Annotated in this window: 32 protein-coding genes; 2 read left to right on the forward strand and 30 right to left on the reverse strand. The window is 46.4% G+C overall.

Annotated elements, in window-relative coordinates; all coding sequences use genetic code 11:
• Window positions 1–611 precede the first annotated feature (611 nt).
• Both IEW88_RS18750 and IEW88_RS18925 read left to right on the forward strand, forming a co-directional pair.
• The gene (locus tag IEW88_RS18750; RefSeq protein ID WP_221411468.1) at window positions 612–761 is read left to right on the forward strand and encodes a hybrid sensor histidine kinase/response regulator; all 150 of its coding nucleotides are present in this window, start codon (window positions 612–614) and stop codon (window positions 759–761) included.
• Window positions 762–1179: 418 nt separating this feature from the next.
• Entirely contained in the window at window positions 1180–1368 is a 189-nt protein-coding gene (locus tag IEW88_RS18925) for a sigma 54-interacting transcriptional regulator (protein WP_221411467.1), read from the forward strand.
• 1196 nt (window positions 1369–2564) lie between these two features.
• Here the strand turns inward: IEW88_RS18925 and rplQ are convergent.
• The 30 genes from rplQ to IEW88_RS18375 all read right to left on the reverse strand — a co-directional run.
• Window positions 2565–2969, reverse strand: a complete 405-nt coding sequence (gene rplQ, locus IEW88_RS18230) for a 50S ribosomal protein L17 (protein ID WP_008899095.1) — start codon at window positions 2967–2969, stop codon at window positions 2565–2567.
• Between the two features lie 39 nt (window positions 2970–3008).
• Window positions 3009–3998 carry a DNA-directed RNA polymerase subunit alpha gene (locus IEW88_RS18235; RefSeq protein ID WP_031568298.1) on the reverse strand — a complete coding sequence of 330 codons (990 nt, stop codon included), beginning with the start codon at window positions 3996–3998 and terminating at the stop codon, window positions 3009–3011.
• 27 nt (window positions 3999–4025) lie between these two features.
• Complete coding sequence (gene rpsD / locus IEW88_RS18240; RefSeq protein WP_053426076.1) at window positions 4026–4646, reverse strand: 30S ribosomal protein S4; 621 nt, start codon at window positions 4644–4646, stop codon at window positions 4026–4028.
• A gap of 31 nt (window positions 4647–4677) precedes the next feature.
• A complete protein-coding gene (gene rpsK / locus IEW88_RS18245) occupies window positions 4678–5067 on the reverse strand; it encodes a 30S ribosomal protein S11 (RefSeq protein WP_008899098.1) in 390 nt (129 codons plus the stop codon).
• Window positions 5068–5080: 13 nt separating this feature from the next.
• Window positions 5081–5437 (reverse strand): 30S ribosomal protein S13, encoded by a 357-nt coding sequence (gene rpsM / locus IEW88_RS18250; RefSeq protein WP_040555062.1) that lies wholly within the window; start codon window positions 5435–5437, stop codon window positions 5081–5083.
• Between the two features lie 135 nt (window positions 5438–5572).
• Window positions 5573–5686 (reverse strand): 50S ribosomal protein L36, encoded by a 114-nt coding sequence (gene rpmJ, locus IEW88_RS18255; RefSeq protein WP_082335860.1) that lies wholly within the window; start codon window positions 5684–5686, stop codon window positions 5573–5575.
• A 22-nt stretch (window positions 5687–5708) separates the two neighbouring features.
• The gene (secY, locus tag IEW88_RS18260) at window positions 5709–7037 is read right to left on the reverse strand and encodes a preprotein translocase subunit SecY (protein WP_147905534.1); all 1329 of its coding nucleotides are present in this window, start codon (window positions 7035–7037) and stop codon (window positions 5709–5711) included.
• Between the two features lie 15 nt (window positions 7038–7052).
• Window positions 7053–7487 (reverse strand): 50S ribosomal protein L15, encoded by a 435-nt coding sequence (gene rplO, locus IEW88_RS18265; protein WP_053426074.1) that lies wholly within the window; start codon window positions 7485–7487, stop codon window positions 7053–7055.
• Window positions 7488–7490: 3 nt separating this feature from the next.
• Window positions 7491–7673 (reverse strand): 50S ribosomal protein L30, encoded by a 183-nt coding sequence (gene rpmD / locus IEW88_RS18270; RefSeq protein WP_053426073.1) that lies wholly within the window; start codon window positions 7671–7673, stop codon window positions 7491–7493.
• Between the two features lie 6 nt (window positions 7674–7679).
• Complete coding sequence (gene rpsE, locus IEW88_RS18275; protein WP_008899103.1) at window positions 7680–8183, reverse strand: 30S ribosomal protein S5; 504 nt, start codon at window positions 8181–8183, stop codon at window positions 7680–7682.
• 9 nt (window positions 8184–8192) lie between these two features.
• A complete protein-coding gene (gene rplR / locus IEW88_RS18280; RefSeq protein ID WP_053426072.1) occupies window positions 8193–8543 on the reverse strand; it encodes a 50S ribosomal protein L18 in 351 nt (116 codons plus the stop codon).
• Window positions 8544–8552: 9 nt separating this feature from the next.
• Window positions 8553–9086, reverse strand: a complete 534-nt coding sequence (gene rplF, locus IEW88_RS18285) for a 50S ribosomal protein L6 (protein ID WP_053426071.1) — start codon at window positions 9084–9086, stop codon at window positions 8553–8555.
• A gap of 12 nt (window positions 9087–9098) precedes the next feature.
• Window positions 9099–9491, reverse strand: a complete 393-nt coding sequence (gene rpsH, locus IEW88_RS18290) for a 30S ribosomal protein S8 (RefSeq protein ID WP_053426070.1) — start codon at window positions 9489–9491, stop codon at window positions 9099–9101.
• 20 nt (window positions 9492–9511) lie between these two features.
• Entirely contained in the window at window positions 9512–9817 is a 306-nt protein-coding gene (rpsN, locus tag IEW88_RS18295) for a 30S ribosomal protein S14 (protein WP_053426069.1), read from the reverse strand.
• A gap of 11 nt (window positions 9818–9828) precedes the next feature.
• A complete protein-coding gene (gene rplE / locus IEW88_RS18300) occupies window positions 9829–10368 on the reverse strand; it encodes a 50S ribosomal protein L5 (RefSeq protein WP_053426068.1) in 540 nt (179 codons plus the stop codon).
• A gap of 19 nt (window positions 10369–10387) precedes the next feature.
• Window positions 10388–10702 (reverse strand): 50S ribosomal protein L24, encoded by a 315-nt coding sequence (rplX, locus tag IEW88_RS18305; protein WP_053426067.1) that lies wholly within the window; start codon window positions 10700–10702, stop codon window positions 10388–10390.
• Window positions 10703–10711: 9 nt separating this feature from the next.
• Window positions 10712–11080, reverse strand: a complete 369-nt coding sequence (rplN, locus tag IEW88_RS18310) for a 50S ribosomal protein L14 (RefSeq protein WP_053426066.1) — start codon at window positions 11078–11080, stop codon at window positions 10712–10714.
• A 175-nt stretch (window positions 11081–11255) separates the two neighbouring features.
• Window positions 11256–11510: a 30S ribosomal protein S17 gene (gene rpsQ / locus IEW88_RS18315; protein WP_053426065.1), complete on the reverse strand. Its 255-nt coding sequence runs from the start codon at window positions 11508–11510 to the stop codon at window positions 11256–11258.
• Window positions 11510–11701, reverse strand: coding sequence for a 50S ribosomal protein L29 (gene rpmC / locus IEW88_RS18320; protein ID WP_008899112.1), 192 nt, complete (start codon window positions 11699–11701; stop codon window positions 11510–11512). Before rpmC ends, rpsQ begins: the two co-directional genes overlap by 1 nt.
• A complete protein-coding gene (gene rplP / locus IEW88_RS18325; RefSeq protein ID WP_053426064.1) occupies window positions 11701–12114 on the reverse strand; it encodes a 50S ribosomal protein L16 in 414 nt (137 codons plus the stop codon). Before rplP ends, rpmC begins: the two co-directional genes overlap by 1 nt.
• Before the next feature lie 12 nt (window positions 12115–12126).
• The gene (rpsC, locus tag IEW88_RS18330; protein WP_053426063.1) at window positions 12127–12840 is read right to left on the reverse strand and encodes a 30S ribosomal protein S3; all 714 of its coding nucleotides are present in this window, start codon (window positions 12838–12840) and stop codon (window positions 12127–12129) included.
• A gap of 9 nt (window positions 12841–12849) precedes the next feature.
• Window positions 12850–13182, reverse strand: coding sequence for a 50S ribosomal protein L22 (gene rplV, locus IEW88_RS18335; protein WP_053426062.1), 333 nt, complete (start codon window positions 13180–13182; stop codon window positions 12850–12852).
• 11 nt (window positions 13183–13193) lie between these two features.
• Window positions 13194–13472 (reverse strand): 30S ribosomal protein S19, encoded by a 279-nt coding sequence (rpsS, locus tag IEW88_RS18340; RefSeq protein ID WP_053426061.1) that lies wholly within the window; start codon window positions 13470–13472, stop codon window positions 13194–13196.
• A 19-nt stretch (window positions 13473–13491) separates the two neighbouring features.
• Complete coding sequence (gene rplB, locus IEW88_RS18345; protein WP_053426060.1) at window positions 13492–14316, reverse strand: 50S ribosomal protein L2; 825 nt, start codon at window positions 14314–14316, stop codon at window positions 13492–13494.
• Between the two features lie 16 nt (window positions 14317–14332).
• Window positions 14333–14635, reverse strand: coding sequence for a 50S ribosomal protein L23 (rplW, locus tag IEW88_RS18350; RefSeq protein WP_008899118.1), 303 nt, complete (start codon window positions 14633–14635; stop codon window positions 14333–14335).
• Complete coding sequence (rplD, locus tag IEW88_RS18355; RefSeq protein WP_008899119.1) at window positions 14632–15237, reverse strand: 50S ribosomal protein L4; 606 nt, start codon at window positions 15235–15237, stop codon at window positions 14632–14634. Before rplD ends, rplW begins: the two co-directional genes overlap by 4 nt.
• A gap of 19 nt (window positions 15238–15256) precedes the next feature.
• The gene (rplC, locus tag IEW88_RS18360; RefSeq protein ID WP_053426059.1) at window positions 15257–15895 is read right to left on the reverse strand and encodes a 50S ribosomal protein L3; all 639 of its coding nucleotides are present in this window, start codon (window positions 15893–15895) and stop codon (window positions 15257–15259) included.
• Window positions 15896–15924: 29 nt separating this feature from the next.
• Window positions 15925–16236, reverse strand: a complete 312-nt coding sequence (rpsJ, locus tag IEW88_RS18365) for a 30S ribosomal protein S10 (protein WP_008899121.1) — start codon at window positions 16234–16236, stop codon at window positions 15925–15927.
• Window positions 16237–16502: 266 nt separating this feature from the next.
• Entirely contained in the window at window positions 16503–18242 is a 1740-nt protein-coding gene (locus IEW88_RS18370; protein WP_053426058.1) for an acyl-CoA dehydrogenase family protein, read from the reverse strand.
• 193 nt (window positions 18243–18435) lie between these two features.
• Window positions 18436–18523: EF-Tu C-terminal domain-related protein (locus IEW88_RS18375; RefSeq protein WP_188713520.1), on the reverse strand; the 88-nt coding region annotated here is incomplete at its 5' end.

Genomic DNA, 18523 nt, shown 5'->3' on the forward strand with positions numbered 1-18523 from the left:
TCAATCTGAGCCATGATCAAACTCTTCAATTAAAGTTTAATTGCCACCGAAATGGCTGCTCAGTATCACTGACTTAAAACGTCTGCTCTTTCGAACAGATTTCTGTATAAGTCACTTCACTGATAATATATTCTTTGTGCGATTGCTCGCTGCAGAATCTATTCCGTGAGTGCCCACACAGATGATTGATTGCTTATTGTTAAAGAGCAGTGCTTCACTTGTGAAGCGAAAGTCGTTTATAATCAACGTCTTTCAGAATCTTTCGCTACAAACTATTTCGCTTTGGAAACCGTCTTCGCTGTCGATGGAGCGCATTATAGAGATCTCAGAATAAGCCGCAAGATCTTTTTTCAATAAAGCTGTTCGACCGCTTAGTTTTTAACCTAATCCGGTTTTTATGCTTATTTCCCGTACAAAATTTGTTTAAAAAACGGATCCTCGGCCGGATCCGAACGATCAAGCCATCAGAGAAAGGCCACAAAAGATCCTGTTTTAGCCACGGCATCTTTTTTGTTGCTGCTTTTGCTATAGTGCCGCAGATGCTATGAAGCAAAAAGCTGAACTCAGCTATAGAGGCTTACTCTGTATAGAAGAACATCGCGAGCGAACAGATGGTACAGAAGCGCCAGGACTATAAGCCTTTGATCCTGCTGATTGAAGATAATAGTGAAGTCAGACTTGCCGCCCGTTTTGTGCTGGAGGATCTAGGCTACACTATTGAAGAACTGGAAAACCGAGTACAAACCCGCGATTGGTTATAATTGTAGTCGTCCGATCTGATCCTGCTGGATCTGAATTTTCAGCTCGATACCACTTCAGGTGAAGAAGGTCTGCACTTTCTGCGTTACCTGCAACAACAGGGCTATGACATTCCTGTGCTGGCGATGACCGCCTGGTCCAATACCACATTAATAGTGCAAGCCATGTAGGCTGGCGCAGCAGACTTTATTGAAAAGCCATGGAACAACCAGCGACTGCAGCAGCAATTAAAGTTATCCAGCCTGACGCTACAAAATAAGGCACTGCAACAACAACTGGTATCGCCCACTCTGGATCTGATCAGGCAAAGTCAGCAGATGCGGACATTGATGCAGCAGTTACAAACCCTAGCGACAACAGAAGCCAATATTCTATTGACTGGCGAAAGGCGGTACTTTATTTCTCGATGTAATCACCTGTTTGCCGCTGACACAACAAGCCAAGTTATTAAGAGTGCTAGAGTCAGGCCACTACGAGGCTGTAGGATCCTGTAAGACTGAACAGAGTGATCTGCGATTGATTGCAGCAACTAATGCTGATTTTGCAACCTTGATCCAACAAGGCCAGTTCCGTCAGGAGTTGTACTATTGCCTCAACACACTGGAGTGACGTATTCCACCTTTGCGCGAAAGACCTGAGGATATAGCGCCACTATGCCAATTCTGTTTGGATAAACACGAACTGCCGAAAAGCTGCAGATTACTAAATGATCTTTATATCACAGGCTGGAAAAACATGACTTGGAACTCTGACAGCTAAGAGGCGCAGAACCGCATTCAGTCACTGATGATTAGGTTACTTAGTCTATCGCTAGCTGCATTGATCTGTTGGTGTTGGCCTTATTGGTGAGTATGGCTCAACGTATCCGTTATTTCATGCTCATCATCAAATGACAACAGCTGGCCGGACAACGCACAACAGCAGCACTGCACCTTAGTAAGGTGCAGTTGGAGGCCATGCAGAATCAGGATTATAGCTAACAGGCTAAAGCTGTGTTCCAAACTGAGATAGCAGTACAACTACAATAGCAGTTGCAGCAACTTAGCTATGCCAATAACGAATTCAGTCAGTTATTTTGTCGTCCCTGGCAAAGTATGCGTCACGCTTCAGCGAAAAGTCTGGGCTTAAGCGCCAAGCCTCAATGGAACATACGTAACGCGGGAAATAGGTATGGACGTCAAAAAGGACAAACTATAGTTATCTCGCAAAAGCCTGCCCTGACTTTGCTCACTCTGAGCATATTAATCCTGATGGGGACTCTATTCGTTTCTCCTTCCTATCCATACACAGTTGAACAATCCTCTTTATTGCTAAGGACTTTGAAACGTGGCGCTCTGCGGGTCAAAGTAGATGGTTAGAGTGTACTGCGTTCAGCAAAACAAAAACTGGACAGTGTCTTGGCGCCAGTCGCAGTCGAAGAGGTGGTGTTAAAAGATGGAGCTGTAGTGCAGGCAGACTCAGTAATACTGAGTTTGTGATGGTCCTGAGCTGATGCAACAGATTAAGGTAGTAGGAATTCTGATGGAAACTGTTTTCTGGCGCACATATATAATGTGAGAACACTAAGATTATCAATCCTTGTGCTTACACATATGAACTGTAAATGCGTCTATGAACCCGCTACTCGATCAGCTTTTCAGAAACGGGCAAGGGCAAGACTAATCGAAGGCGATTGACAGACCAACACGATATGTACTCTTTATACCAAGAATAAATAGGCTCGCATTTAAGGATACATTTGTATCAGCCACTAAATTCAGAAAAAAAAGGCCAGCTTGCGCTGGCCTTTTTATTTGGAGTCTTACTTACTCAGCTGCTGTTTCTTCAGCTGGTAATGCAGCGCCGGCCACTTCTGGACGGTCTACTAACTCGATGTAAGCCATTGGTGCGTTGTCGCCAGCACGGAAGCCACACTTCAGAATACGAGTGTAACCACCTGGACGGGCGTTATAACGTGGACCTAACACGTTAAATAACAAACCAACTACTTCTTTATCACGTGTACGAGCAAAAGCTAAACGGCGGTTTGCAACGCTATCATTTTTCGCCAGTGTAATCAGAGGCTCGATTACGCGACGTAACTCTTTTGCTTTTGGCAAAGTCGTTTTGATGATTTCGTGCTTCACCAACGAGCTAGCCATGTTGCGGAACATTGCAGTACGGTGACTGCTGTTCCGGTTTAACTGACGACCACTCTTGCGATGGCGCATGATCTATTCCTTCTTACTAAACCAGGAACTGGAATCTGGTTAGTCTTTATTTACCAAACTTGCTGGCGGCCAGTTTTCCAGGCGCATGCCTAAAGATAAACCGCGTGAAGCCAACACGTCTTTGATTTCGGTAAGCGACTTTTTACCCAGGTTAGGAGTCTTCAACAACTCAACCTCGGTACGTTGTACCAGATCACCGATGTACTGTATCTGCTCTGCTTTTAAGCAGTTAGCAGAACGAACTGTTAACTCTAAATCATCGACTGGACGTAACAGAATCGGATCGAACTCCGGTTTCTCTTCACGTTTTTCTGGTTCGCTCTTGTCGCGTAATTCTACGAAGAATTCCAGCTGTTCAGCCAAAATAGTCGCAGCACGACGAATTGCTTCCTCTGGCTCTACTGTGCCATTGGTTTCCATGTCGATGACCAGCTTGTCCAGGTCAGTACGCTGTTCTACACGCGCAGCTTCAACTGAGTAGGCAATACGCTCTACCGGGCTGAAAGATGCGTCCAGTAACAGACGACCGATTGGACGTTCGTCATCCTCTGAGGATACGCGGGCCGAAGCAGGAACATAACCACGACCACGTTGAACTTTCAGGCGCATACTGAATTCAGTTTCACCAGTCAGGTTGCATATTACGTGCTCTGGGTTAACGATCACTACACCGTCACCACGCTGGATATCACCAGCAGTTACAGGGCCAGCACCTTTCTTAGTTAAAGTCAGAGTGACTTCGTCTTTGTCTTCCAGGCGGACGGCTAAACCTTTCAGGTTCAGTAAAATATCAATGATATCTTCCTGAACACCTTCTTTGGCGCTGTACTCATGAAGAACGCCGTCGATCTCCACTTCAGTCACTGCACAACCTGGCATAGACGAAAGTAAAATACGACGCAACGCGTTGCCCAAGGTATGCCCGAAACCGCGCTCAAGTGGTTCCAAAGTAACTTTGGCACGAGTTGGGTTGATTTTTTCGATACCAACTAATCTCGGCTTAAGGAATTCGGTGACAGAACCCTGCATTTTATCCTCTCTTAAGAAAACGCCTTACTACTTAGAGTAAAGCTCGACGATTAACTGTTCGTTGATGTCAGCAGACAAGTCTGAACGCTCTGGAACACGTTTGAAAACGCCTTCCATCTTCTTGGTGTCTACTTCGATCCAAGTTGGTTTTTCGCGTTGTTCAGAAATCTCTAAAGCAGCAACGATACGTGCTTGCTTCTTCGCTTTCTCACGAACAGCGATGACTTGATCAGGTGACACAGCGTAAGATGGGATGTTTACCACAGCGCCATTAACCATAATAGCTTTGTGGCTTACTAACTGACGTGCTTCTGCACGCGTGCTAGCCAGACCCATGCGATAAACCACGTTGTCTAAACGTCCTTCAAGTAACTGAAGTAAGTTTTCGCCAGTGTTACCTTTCAAACGAGCAGCTTCTTTGTAATAGTTACGGAACTGCTTCTCTAATACGCCATAAATACGACGTACTTTTTGTTTTTCGCGTAATTGTAAACCGTAGTCTGATAAACGACCGCGACGAGCGCCGTGCTGACCAGGAGCAGTAGTTAAATTACACTTTGAATCAATTGCTCTAACGCCGCTTTTCAGGAACAGATCTGTACCTTCGCGACGACTTAACTTGAGCTTAGGACCCAAATATCTTGCCATCTTCTTTCTCCAATAATCCTAGAAGCGCTTATTACACGCGACGTTTTTTCGGTGGACGGCAACCATTGTGTGGAATTGGCGTCACGTCGGTGATATTCGTAATGCGGTAACCAGCTGCGTTCAGAGCACGAATCGCTGATTCGCGGCCTGGGCCTGGACCGTTTACAAACACTTCAAGGTTCTTCAGACCATATTCTAACGCGGCAGTACCAGCACGTTCAGCAGCAACCTGTGCAGCAAACGGCGTAGACTTACGCGAACCACGGAAACCTGAACCACCAGCAGTTGCCCAGCAAAGAGCGTTACCTTGGCGATCGGTGATCGTGACTATGGTGTTGTTGAAAGAGGCATGGATATGAGCCATACCGTCAGAAACTTGCTTTTTTACTCTTTTACGAGTACGAACTGGTGCTTTAGCCATGTTTTACCCCGTCCTATTTCTTAATAGCTTTGCGTGGGCCCTTGCGGGTACGCGCATTAGTTTTAGTGCGCTGACCACGAACAGGCAGACTACGACGGTGGCGTAAACCACGGTAACAACCCAGGTCCATTAAACGCTTGATGTTTAATGTAATCTCACGACGTAAGTCACCTTCTACAGTGTACTTACCTACTTCGTCACGAAGAGAGTCAAGCTCTGCGTCAGACAAAGAAGAGATTTTGCGAGTTTCTTCAATACCCACTGCAGCTAAGATAGCTTTTGAGCGGGTTTTACCGATACCAAAAACATACGTCAAAGAGATGACAGCATGTTTATTATCGGGGATGTTAATGCCAGCGATACGGGCCACTAACGTTCTCCTATAAAAGATTAAAAGGGTGCCGATTTGAAAAGCCCGTAAGGATACTCAAACGGCGGCCATATTGCAACAATAAGTCGGGGCTAGACTAAAAAGCCTAGCCCTGACCTATAATTTTTTCTGCTGTTAGCCTTGACGTTGCTTGTGCTTAGGCTCTACACAAATTACACGCACAACATTGTTGCGCTTGATAACTTTGCAGTTACGGCAGATCTTCTTAACGGAAGCTCGTACTTTCATGACTTAACTCCGCAAAATTACCTTAACGGCCGTAGCCCTTAAGATTTGCCTTTTTAAGTACAGACTCATACTGATGAGACATCAGATGGGTTTGTACCTGTGCCATAAAGTCCATAATAACCACTACGATAATCAGTAAAGATGTACCGCCGAAGTAGAATTGCACATTCCATGCAACCATCATGAACTCAGGAACCAAACAGATAAAGGTGATATACGCCGCGCCAGCTAAGGTTAAACGTGTCATTACTTTATCAATGTATTTAGATGTCTGCTCACCAGGACGAATACCAGGGATGAAGGCACCAGACTTTTTCAAGTTGTCTGCTGTATCACGTGGGTTAAATACCAACGCAGTATAGAAGAAACAGAAAAAGATGATCGCAGCAGCATATAAAACCATATACAGCGGCTGACCCGGAGATAAGGTTAACGCCACTTCCTGTAGGAAGTTAGCAACCATACCTTCGCCTGACCCAAACCAGCTGGCAATTGTACCAGGGAACAGGATTATGCTTGAAGCAAAGATTGGTGGTATTACACCAGCCATATTGACCTTCAGAGGTAAGTGACTGCTTTGAGCAGCAAATACCTGGCGGCCTTGTTGGCGTTTGGCGTAATTAACCACAATGCGACGTTGACCGCGTTCGAAGAAAACTACGAACCAGGTAACAGCCACAACAATGGCTCCAATCGCTAATAAAAGCAAAAAGTGCAAATCGCCTTGACGTGCCTGCTCAATCGTCTGACCAATGGCAGACGGGAAGCCAGCAACAATACCGGTGAAAATCAGCAACGAAATACCATTACCAATACCACGTTCAGTAATTTGCTCACCTAACCACATTAAAAACATGGTACCGGTGACCAAACTGATCACAGCAGTGATTGTAAAACCTAAACCTGGGTTTACTACTAAACCGGGCATCAGGTTTGGCAAACCGGTAGAAATACCGATCGCCTGGACTATTGCCAATCCTAAGGTACCGTAACGTGTATACTGATTGATTTTACGCTTGCCTGCCTCGCCTTCCTTCTTCAATTCAGCCAGCGTGGGGTGAACCACGGTTAACAACTGAACAATAATAGAAGCAGAAATATAAGGCATAATGCCAAGTGCAAATACAGATGCACGCTCAAGGGCGCCACCGCTGAACATGTTAAACATTTCAACGATGGTGCCTTTTTGTTGCTCGAATAATTGAGCCAGCACGGCGGCGTCAATTCCAGGAATTGGCACAAATGAACCTAACCGAAAAACGATTATGGCCAAAAGTACGAACAACAGACGGGCTTTCAGCTCGCTGAAGCCGCCTTTTGCACTTTTTGTATCCGAACCTGGTTTTGCCATCGCGTACTATCCTTATTATTCTTCGACTTTGCCGCCAGCGGCTTCAATCGCAGCACGCGCACCTTTAGTTACGCTTAAGCCTTTTACTGTGACTGGACGAGTAATCTCACCAGACAACACAACTTTAGCGAATTTCACGGTACGAGAAATGATATTAGCTTCCATCAGGCTTGCTAAATCAGCTACATCACCAGCTACAGCTGCCAGCTCGTGTAAACGAACTTCAGCAGATACTAAGCCTTTGCGTGATGTAAAACCGAACTTAGGCAGACGTTGTTTCAGAGGCATTTGACCGCCTTCGAAACCTGGACGTACTTTACCGCCTGAGCGAGATTTCAAACCTTTATGACCACGACCACCAGTCTTGCCTAAGCCAGAACCGATACCACGACCTAAACGGCGTTTCTCTTTTTTAGCACCTGGTGCAGGAGATAACGTATTTAAAAACATTTATTACTCCTCCACTTTAACCATGTAATACACAGTGTTGATCATACCGCGCACTGAAGGTGTATCTTCCAGTGTGACAGTGTGACCAATACGGCGTAAGCCTAAACCTACTAAAGTCGCTTTGTGCTTCGGTAAACGACCGATGCTTGACTTAGTTTGGGTTACTGTAACAGTCTTTTTAGACATGGCAAATTACCCCAGAATGTCGTCAACGCGTAAGCCACGCTTCGCAGCAACCTGAGCTGGCGATTTGATCGCAGACAGGGCGTTGATAGTAGCGCGAACTACGTTGATTGGGTTGGTTGAGCCGTAGCACTTAGACAGAACGTTCTGTACACCTGCTACTTCTAACACTGCGCGCATTGCACCACCGGCGATGATACCAGTACCTTCAGACGCCGGCTGCATATACACGTTGGAACCAGCGTGGATACCTTTAACCGGGTGGTGAAGAGTGTTACCGTTTAACTCAACTTGAGTCATGTTACGACGAGCTTTTTCCATTGCTTTTTGGATAGCAGCTGGTACTTCACGCGCTTTACCGTAACCGAAACCGATACGACCATTACCGTCACCCACAACTGTTAAAGCGGTGAAGGAGAAAATCCGGCCACCTTTAACAACTTTGGAAACACGGTTAACAGCAACCAGCTTCTCTTGTAAATCAGATTGTTGTTTAGCTTCTACGTTAGCCATGATCTACTCCTAGAATTGAAGACCGGCTTCACGCGCCGCATCAGCTAATGCTTGCACACGACCGTGATACTGGAAACCGCTACGGTCAAAAGCACATTTACTGATGCCTTTAGCCACTGCACGTTCAGCAATCGCTTTACCTACAGCTTTAGCAGCGTCGATATTACCGGTGTACTTCAATGATTCACGGATTGATGCTTCAACAGTGGAAGCAGCAACAATCACTTCAGCATTTGGTGCGATAAGCTGGGCGTAAATGTGACGTGGTGTACGATGTACAACCAGGCGGTTCGCACCTTGTTCGATAATTGTTCTGCGAACGCGTTTAGCGCGGCGCAGACGAGCAAGTTTCTTATCCATCGTCCTACCCTACTTTTTCTTCGCTTCTTTACGACGCACGTTTTCGTTAGCGTAGCGAACACCTTTACCTTTATAAGGCTCTGGTTTACGGTACGCGCGGATGTTTGCAGCAACTTGACCAACTAATTGCTTGTCAGAACCTTTCACCAACACTTCTGTTTGAGAAGGTGTTTCGATCGTAATACCAGCTGGTACTTCGAACGCAACAGGGTGAGAAAAGCCCAGGCTCAGGTTTAACACTTTGCCTTCTGCTTTTGCACGGTAACCAACACCAACTAATTCCAGCTTTTGAGTGTAACCTTCGGTCACACCAATCACTAAATTGTTGATCAACGCGCGAGCGGTACCCGCTTGTGCGTCAGCGTTTGCGATGCCGTCGCGAGGAGTCGTACGCAGTACGTTACCTTCAACAACAACTTCGACTGCAGGGTTAACGTTTAACGTTAACTCGCCATTTTTACCCTTTACTGTCAGGTTTTGGCCATTCAGTGTAATTGTTACACCTGCAGGAACCGTGACGGGGGCCTTAGCAACACGAGACATAGTTACCCTCCGTTACGCTACATAGCCGATGATTTCACCACCGATACCAACCTTGCGCGCGGCACGGTCAGTCATTAGCCCTTTAGATGTAGACACGATAGCCACACCTAAACCACCCATTACTTTTGGTAACTCGCCGCGTTTCTTATAGATACGCAGACCTGGACGGCTAACACGATCGATAGTTTCAATTACTGATTTGCCCTGGAAATACTTTAACGTAACTTCCAGCTCTGCCTTAACATCAGCAGATACAACGAAATCTTCGATGTAACCTTCGTCTTTTAATACTTTCGCGATGGCAACCTTCAATTTTGAAGATGGCATCTTAACCGCAAACTTTTTGGCAGCTTGGCCGTTGCGGATGCGAGTAAACATATCCGCTACTGGATCTTGCATGCTCATAGCTGTTACTCCCGTGATTCTTACCAGCTAGCCTTACGAAGGCCAGGAATTTCACCGCGCATCGCTGCTTCACGTACCTTGATCCGGCTCATGCCGAATTTACGAAGATAACCGTGAGGACGACCTGTTACACGACAACGATTACGTTGACGCGAAGGGCTTGAATCACGCGGTAACGACTGCAGCTTCAGAACTGCTGCCCAACGGTCTTCGTCAGAAGTCGCCGGATTTGCAATCAGATCTCTCAGTGCATGACGTTGCTCAGCGTATTTGGCTACCAGTACCGCACGCTTTGCTTCGCGCGCTTTCATTGATTGTTTTGCCATGACCCTACACCTTATTTCTTGAATGGGAAGTTAAACGCGGCAAGTAATGCACGCCCTTCATCATCAGTACGAGCTGTAGTAGTGATAGTGATATCTAAACCACGTACCGCATCTACTTTATCGTAATCGATTTCAGGGAATATAATTTGCTCACGAACGCCCATGCTGTAGTTACCACGGCCGTCAAACGACTTAGGATTCACACCGCGGAAGTCGCGGATACGAGGAATAGCAATAGATACTAAACGCTCGAAGAAATCCCACATACGTTCGCCACGCAGGGTCACTTTTGCACCAATAGGGTAGCCTTCACGGATTTTGAAACCAGCTACTGATTTACGAGCCTTGGTCACCAATGGCTTTTGGCCAGAGATAGCAGTTAAATCTGCTACTGCGTTCTCAAGGATCTTCTTATCAGCTACTGCTTCACCCACACCCATGTTCAGTGTGATTTTAACAATCCGAGGGACTTGCATGACGCTCGTGTAGCCGAACTGTTTAAACAGCTCTGGAACTACGGTGTCTTTATAAATTTCATGCAGTTTCGCCATCGTATTACTCCAATAGCAATTAAATTACTTCGTTATTCGATTTGAAGAAGCGAACTTTTTTGCCATCTTCAAAACGGAAACCTACACGATCAGCCTTTCCAGTTTTTGGATTGAAGATCGCTACATTTGAAACGTGAATTGAGGCTTCTTTCTCAACGATGCCACCTGGGGTGTTCAACGCTGGGATTGGCTTCTGGTGCTTCTTAACGAAATTAACGCCAGAAACATAAACACGGCCTTCAGCTACTAAAACTTTCAGAACCTTGCCAGTTTTGCCTTTGTCCTTACCAGTAAGAACAATAACCTCATCATCACGACGGATTTTATTAGCCATTGTGACTCCTTACAGTACTTCTGGGGCCAGGGATACGATCTTCATGAACTTATCGCCACGAAGTTCGCGCGTTACCGGTCCAAAAATACGTGTACCGATCGGTTCCAGCTTGGCGTTTAATAACACCGCTGCATTGCGATCAAAACGGATTAATGACCCGTCCTGACGACGTACGCCTTTGCGTGTACGCACCACCACAGCATTCAGAACGTCACCTTTTTTGACCTTACCGCGAGGAATTGCTTCCTTAACGGTGATCTTGATAACGTCACCAATTGCTGCATAACGGCGATGCGAACCACCTAAGACCTTAATACACATTACGCTGCGCGCGCCGCTGTTGTCTGCGACTTCCAGCATAGATTGCATCTGGATCATCTTAGTGCTCCGCTATTCCACTACTATAACCCTCTCGGGTTACGCTGCTTTCGACTATAAACTACCCCCAACAAAAGGGCGCGTGATTATAACAGCACTTTTGTACAAATGGTAGCCTTTAGTCAAACGAGAAAAAAACGGCCCCGAAGGGCCGTTTTCGCTTACATCTTAATCATTAAGATGCAGATTCGACGACAGAAACCAGAGTCCATGACTTCGTCTTGGACAGAGGACGGCATTCGCGAATAGTCACGATGTCGCCTTCTTTACACTGATTTGTTTCATCATGTACGTGCAGTTTGGTAGTACGTGTAATGAATTTCCCATAGATTGGGTGCTTCACGTGACGTTCGATAGCAACAGTAATAGACTTATCCATTTTGTTGCTGATCACTTTACCTTGCAGGGTACGGGTGTTTTTTTCGCTCATTAGGCACCTGCCTTCTCGGTTAAGATAGTCTTAACACGCGCGATATCGCGACGCACTTGCTTTAACAAATGAGTCTGAGCCAGCTGACCTGTAGCTGCTTGCATGCGCAGGTTAAACTGCTCACGTAATAAGCCCAGTAATTCAGCGTTTAACTCTTCAACGCTTTTTACTTTCAGTTCGCTTGCTTTCATTACAATACCGTCCGCGTTACAAAGGTTGTCTTAAATGGAAGTTTGGCTGAAGCCAATGCAAATGCATGACGAGCCAGCTCTTCCGACACACCGTCCATTTCATAAAGGACTTTGCCAGGTTTAATCTGACAAACCCAATATTCCACGCTACCTTTACCACTACCCATACGAACTTCGAGTGGTTTTTCCGTCATTGGCTTGTCCGGGAACACGCGGATCCAGATTTTACCAACACGTTTAACGGCACGAGTCATGGCACGACGTGCAGATTCAATTTGACGTGAAGTCATTTGACCACGTTCAGTTGCTTTAAGTGCATAAGTACCGAAACTGACTTTGTCGCCTACCAGCGCCATGCCACGGTTACGTCCTTTGTGCACTTTACGAAATTTAGTACGTTTTGGTTGCAACATCGCTCAATACTCCTACTTAGCCTTGCGCGGAGCCGGTTTTTTCGGCGCCTTAGGCTGTTTGTCGTTGTTGGCGTTCGCGTTGTTGTTCAATGGCAGAGCTCCTAAGATCTCGCCTTTGAAAATCCAAACTTTCACACCAATGATACCGTAAGTAGTTAAAGCTTCTGATGTTGAGTAATCGATATCAGCACGCAGAGTGTGCAGTGGCACACGGCCTTCACGATACCATTCATCACGAGCAATCTCAGCACCGCCTAAACGGCCGCTGACCTGAACTTTGATACCTTTAGCGCCTAAACGCATTGCATTTTGTACCGCACGCTTCATAGCGCGACGGAACATAACACGACGTTCCAGCTGGCTGCTGATTGAATCAGCAACTAATTTAGCATCTAATTCCGGCTTACGGATTTCAGAGATATTGATCTGTGCAGGCACACCAGCGATAGTCGCTACGGCTTTGCGCAGTTTCTCAACGTCTTCACCTTTTTTACCGATGATCACGCCTGGACGAGCAGTGTGAATAGTCACACGGATGCTTTTCGCAGGACGTTCAATATCGATCCGGCTTACTGAAGCGGCTTTCAGTTCTTTTGTCAGATACTGACGAACTTTAAAGTCACCAACCAGGAAGTCCGGGAAGTCTTTTGTATTCGCGTACCAGGTTGAGCTCCAAGGCTTAGTGATACCTAGGCGAATACCATTAGGATGTACTTTCTGTCCCATTTCTCACTCCTAGTTATCAGCTACAACCACAGTAATGTGGCTGGTACGCTTGACGATACGGTCAGCACGGCCTTTAGCACGTGGCTTAATCCGCTTCATTGACGGACCTTCGTCAACAAACACAGTTTTCACTTTTAAAGTGTCGATATCGGCACCTTCGTTGTGTTCTGCGTTCGCAATGGCTGATAAAAGAACCTTTTTAACTAACTCAGCCGCTTTTTTCGGGCTGTAAGTTAAAACATTCAACGCCTTATCAACTGACAGGCCGCGGATTTGGTCTGCGACCAAACGAGCTTTCTGTGCAGAAGAACGGGCAAATTTGTGTTTAGCTAATGCTTCCATTTATTTACCCCTTAGCGCTTCTTGGCCTTTTTGTCGGCTGCGTGACCACGGTAAGTACGAGTAGGTGAGAACTCACCTAACTTGTGACCGACCATCTCTTCTGAGACAAGTACTGGTACATGCTGACGACCATTATGGACAGCGATGGTCAAACCGATCATTTGTGGAATGATCATTGAACGACGGCTCCAAGTCTTAATAGGCTTCTTGTCACCGCTTTCCAACGCTTTCTCTACCTTCTTCAACAAGTGAAGGTCGATAAATGGACCTTTCTTGAGAGAACGTGGCATGGCAATTCCTCACATTAAATTATTTGTCACGACGACGGACAATGAACTTGTCAGTACGCTTGTTCGAACGGGTTTTGTAACCTTTGGTCGGTACGCCCCATGGTGTAACCGGATGACGGCCACCAGAAGTTTTACCTTCACCACCACCGTGAGGGTGGTCTACCGGGTTCATTACCACACCACGCACTGTTGGGCGGATACCGCGCCAACGCATCGCACCGGCTTTACCGTATTGACGCAGCATGTGTTCGGCGTTGCCGATTTCGCCGATAGTTGCACGGCAGTCAGCCAGAACTTTGCGCATTTCACCGCTGCGTAAACGCAGAGTTACGTACGCGCCGTCACGCGCCAGGATCTGGGCGAATGCACCAGCTGAACGCATTAATTGGCCGCCTTTACCAGGCTTCAATTCGACGTTGTGGACGATTTGGCCCACTGGGATGTTGCGCAGTGGCATAGTATTACCAGATTTAATTGGTGAATCTAAGCCTGACTGTACTGTATCGCCCGCTTTTAAGCCTTTTGGTGCCAGGATGTAACGACGCTCGCCGTCTGCGTATAACACCAGAGCGATGTTAGCAGTACGGTTTGGATCGTATTCCAGGCGCTCAACTTTAGCTGGGATACCATCTTTATTACGTTTGAAATCAACCAGACGGTAGTGTTGCTTATGACCACCACCGATATGGCGAGTAGTAATACGACCGTGGTTGTTACGACCACCAGTTTTAGTATTCTTCTCTAACAAAGGTGCGTATGGCTTGCCTTTGTACAGGTCTGGGTTCACGACTTTTAAGACGTGACGACGACCAGGTGACGTAGGTTTACACTTAACAAGTGCCATTTCCTAACTCCTCTAATTACTCAGCGCCGCCAACAAAATCAAGTTCGCTGCCTTCTTTAAGAGTCACGTAAGCTTTTTTCCAATCGCTACGCTGACCAGTACGCATACCAGTGCGCTTAGTCTTGCCCTTAACATTAACAGTGCGAACACCAACAACTTCTACTTCAAATAATTTTTGAACAGCAGCTTTGATGTCAGCTTTAGTAGCAGTAGTAGCTACCTTGAACACGATAGTGTTGTTGGTTTCTGCCGCAATTGTGCTCTTTTCAGACACGTGCGGAGCCAGAATCACTTTCAGTAAACGTTCTTCACGGATCATGCTAACATCTCCTCGATTTGCTTAACTGCAGCAGCAGTCATGACAACTTTGTCGAAGGCGATTAAGCTGACTGGGTCGATACCGTGAACATCACGTACGTCAACCTTGTACAGGTTGCGTGCTGATAAGAACAGGTTTTCGTCAACTTCGTCAGTCACGATTAAAACGTCTTTCAGTTCCATCGCTTTTAACTTAGCTGTTAGTTCTTTCGTTTTCGGAGTTTCAACAACAAAGTTTTCAACTACGATTAAACGTTCTTGACGAACTAATTCAGACAAAATGCTCATGATCGCGCCACGATACATCTTTCTGTTTACTTTTTGGCTGTGATCTTGTGGCTTAGCCGCAAACGTCACACCACCGCCACGCCATATTGGGCTACGGATTGTACCAGCACGGGCACGACCTGTACCCTTCTGGCGCCATGGCTTCTTACCGCCACCGCGTACTTCTGAACGTGTCAGTTGAGCACGTGTACCTTGACGGGCACCAGCTGCGTAAGCAACTACTACCTGGTGTACCAATGCTTCGTTGAACTCACGTCCAAAGGTAGCTTCGGAAACTTCAAGAACGCCTTTAGCGTCTCTTAATGCTAATTCCATCACTCATCTCCTCCAGACGTTAGCCTTTGACCGCAGGTTTAACAATCACATCACCACCGATAGCACCAGGGACAGCGCCCTTCACTAACAGGATGTTGCGAGCTGCGTCTACACGTACAACTTCCAAAGATTGGACTGTTACACGCTCAGCACCCATGTGTCCGGCCATTTTTTTACCTTTGAATACTTTACCTGGTGATTGGTTTTGACCAATAGAACCTGGTACACGGTGAGATAAAGAGTTACCGTGCGTAGCATCCTGAGTACGGAAATTCCAGCGCTTAACAGTACCGGCAAAACCTTTACCTTTTGATGTGCCAACGACATCAACTTTTTTCGTCTCTGCGAAAACTTCAACAGTAATCTCGCTACCAACAGCGATGTCAGCACCTTCGTTATCCTGCAGGCGGAATTCCCACAGACCACGACCAGCTTCGACACCAGCTTTTGCAAACTGACCAGCTTCTGGCTTGTTCAGGCGAGAAGCCTTCACTGTGCCAGCAGTCACTTGCAGTGCGCTATAGCCATGAACGTCTTGCGTTTTAATGGCAGTAACGCGGTTTGGTGTTGCTTCGATTACGGTTACTGGAATTGATACGCCATCTTCAGTGAAGATGCGGGTCATTCCCACTTTACGACCGATTAGACCGATAGCCATATCCTAAACCTCTCTAAAAACCTGTCTGATTAGCCCAGGCTGATTTGAACGTCAACGCCAGCAGGCAGATCTAAACGCATCAGAGCATCAACAGTCTTTTCTGTTGGTTCAACGATGTCGATTAAACGCTTGTGGGTACGGATTTCGTACTGGTCACGTGCATCTTTATTCACGTGAGGAGAAATCAATACAGTGAAACGTTCCTGGCGAGTCGGAAGTGGGATAGGACCACGAACCTGCGCGCCCGTACGCTTAGCTGTGTCAACGATTTCCATAGTTGACTGATCGATCAAACGGTGATCGAACGCTTTCAGACGGATGCGAATCCTTTGATTACTCATAAACCAAAGCCTCAAAGAGCAAAAAGAGCAAAATAAAACAGAAGCTTTCTGACCCATCGCTAGATGGAAGAATGCCCCTGCACCAATGTAACGTTTGCTCCCCAATCGGGAGCACTGTTGTCGTTAACCAATTCAATTGCTGGTTAACCCGCCTGCCAAAGTTATGGCTGGCCGCGCATTATACTCAACTGATGGAGAAAGACAACCCCTGCTGAATAATTAAACAGCAGGGGCAATTTTATGATCAGCTAAAAAACTAAAAGTAGTCAGAACAGCTTTGGTTCTGCGGATGACAACTCTGCAGGGAACTGCTCAATCAAGCTGAACAGACTCTCGATACGGGGTAATACTCTGCTGTAGTAAAACTTAGCTTTCAGCTGTTTAGACTTTATAAAATCCTCAGCATGCTTTGCGCTATCCAGCGAGGCTTCCATCTTGTCCCACATAAAGGCATAAAGCAGATAACCAGTTAAATCCAGATAGTCATTTGCGATCCAGGATAAAAGTTCAGGTTGAGCTTTAGCCCTCTCTAATAAGGAAAGTGTTGCTGATTCAAAACGCTGCGCAGCAGCATTGATTTGTTTGCTCGCTGAACCAGCTAAGCCTACCGACAATTCACGTATCAGATCGAACAACACTGCGCCTTGATCCGATGCTACTTTACGCAACATAAAGTCAGCGGCTTGTATACCGTTGGTACCTTCATAGATTTGCGCAATACGAACATCACGCACTAACTGCTCCATGCCCCACTCACGGATATAACCGTGGCCACCAAATACCTGTTGCGCGGTTACGCAAGCATCCAAGCCTCTGTCCGTCATAAAGGCTTTCGTCACAGGCGTTAACAAATTGGCTCGGGCCTGAGCCTTGGCATCTTGTGCAAATTTCGCCTGATCCAATAGGTGCCCAACATAAACGCTAAAGGTCCTGCCCGCTTCATTGATACTGCTGATATTCAGCAACATACGTTTCACGTCAGGGTGGCCAATAATAGGATCGGCTTTATTACCATCTTTAGTCGCTGTTCTGCCTTGCAGACGATCATTAGAATAAGCAAGTGCATTCTGGTAAGCGCGCTCCGCTGCACCTAAACCCTGACTACCCATAGCCAGACGTTCATAGTTCATCATGGTGAACATACAAGCCAGGCCTTTATGCGGCTCACCAATCAGGTAACCTTCAGCGCCATCAAAATTCATCACACAAGTGGCCGAACCATGGATACCCATCTTATGTTCAACTGAACTACAAATCAGGCTATTACGCTGCCCCAGATTTCCGCTTGCATCTACTTTAAACTTGGGCACCAGAAATAAAGAAATACCACGGCTGCCAGCTGGTGCATCCGGTAACTTAGCTAGCACCAAATGAATGATGTTGTCCGTTAAATCGTGCTCACCCGCTGTGATAAAGATTTTCTCGCCACTGATCCGGTAGCTGCCATCACCAGCTGGTTCAGCTTTTGTGCGCATAATACCTAAGTCAGAGCCGGCATGTGATTCGGTCAAACACATAGTACCCGACCATTCGCCGCTGTATAACTTTGGCAGATACAAAGCTTTAGTTGCTTCATCGGCATGTTGTAATAAAGCTACGCACGCGCCTGCAGTGAGGCCTGGGTATAAAGAGAAGGCGATATCAGCACTACACATCATCTCGTCGTACAAACCAGACAAGCTTTTCGGCATGCCCATACCACCATATTCGGGGTCGCCGGACAAACCAGTCCAGCCGCCTTCGCATAGTAACTGATAACATTCTTTATAATGAGTGGGAGTAGTCACTACACCTGACACACAAGAAACACCTTGTTCATCAGCAGCTGCGGCTAAAGGTGCGATTTTTTCGGCAGTAATTTTTGCAGCTTCTTCCAGAATGGCAGCGGCAGTATCGGTATCAATCAGCTCAGCTAACTCAGTTTGTTGCTGCCAGAATTGTTGAACTTGCCAGACATCAAATAGTTGAAACGACATGTCGGCCAGCGGCGCCTGATAGTGACTCACAATAACTCTCCTTGAAAAACCCTAATGGTCGGATGAGTTAGTTCTAGCATGTCCAAGAGGCAAATTCAAACAAACGTTTGAATTATCCAAAAAGAGTAGTAGAGGCTTTGTATTGAAGAATAGACAAGCAGGGCAAAGACGAAATATGGTGAATAAAAAAAGGCCCCGAAGGGCCTTTTCAAAGTTCTGACAATTAAGCCAGTACTTTAGATACTACACCAGCACCTACTGTGCGGCCACCTTCACGGATTGCGAAGCGTAAACCTTCGTCCATCGCGATT

Source organism: Rheinheimera tangshanensis, assembly GCF_014645135.1.
Lineage (GTDB): Bacteria > Pseudomonadota > Gammaproteobacteria > Enterobacterales > Alteromonadaceae > Pararheinheimera > Pararheinheimera tangshanensis.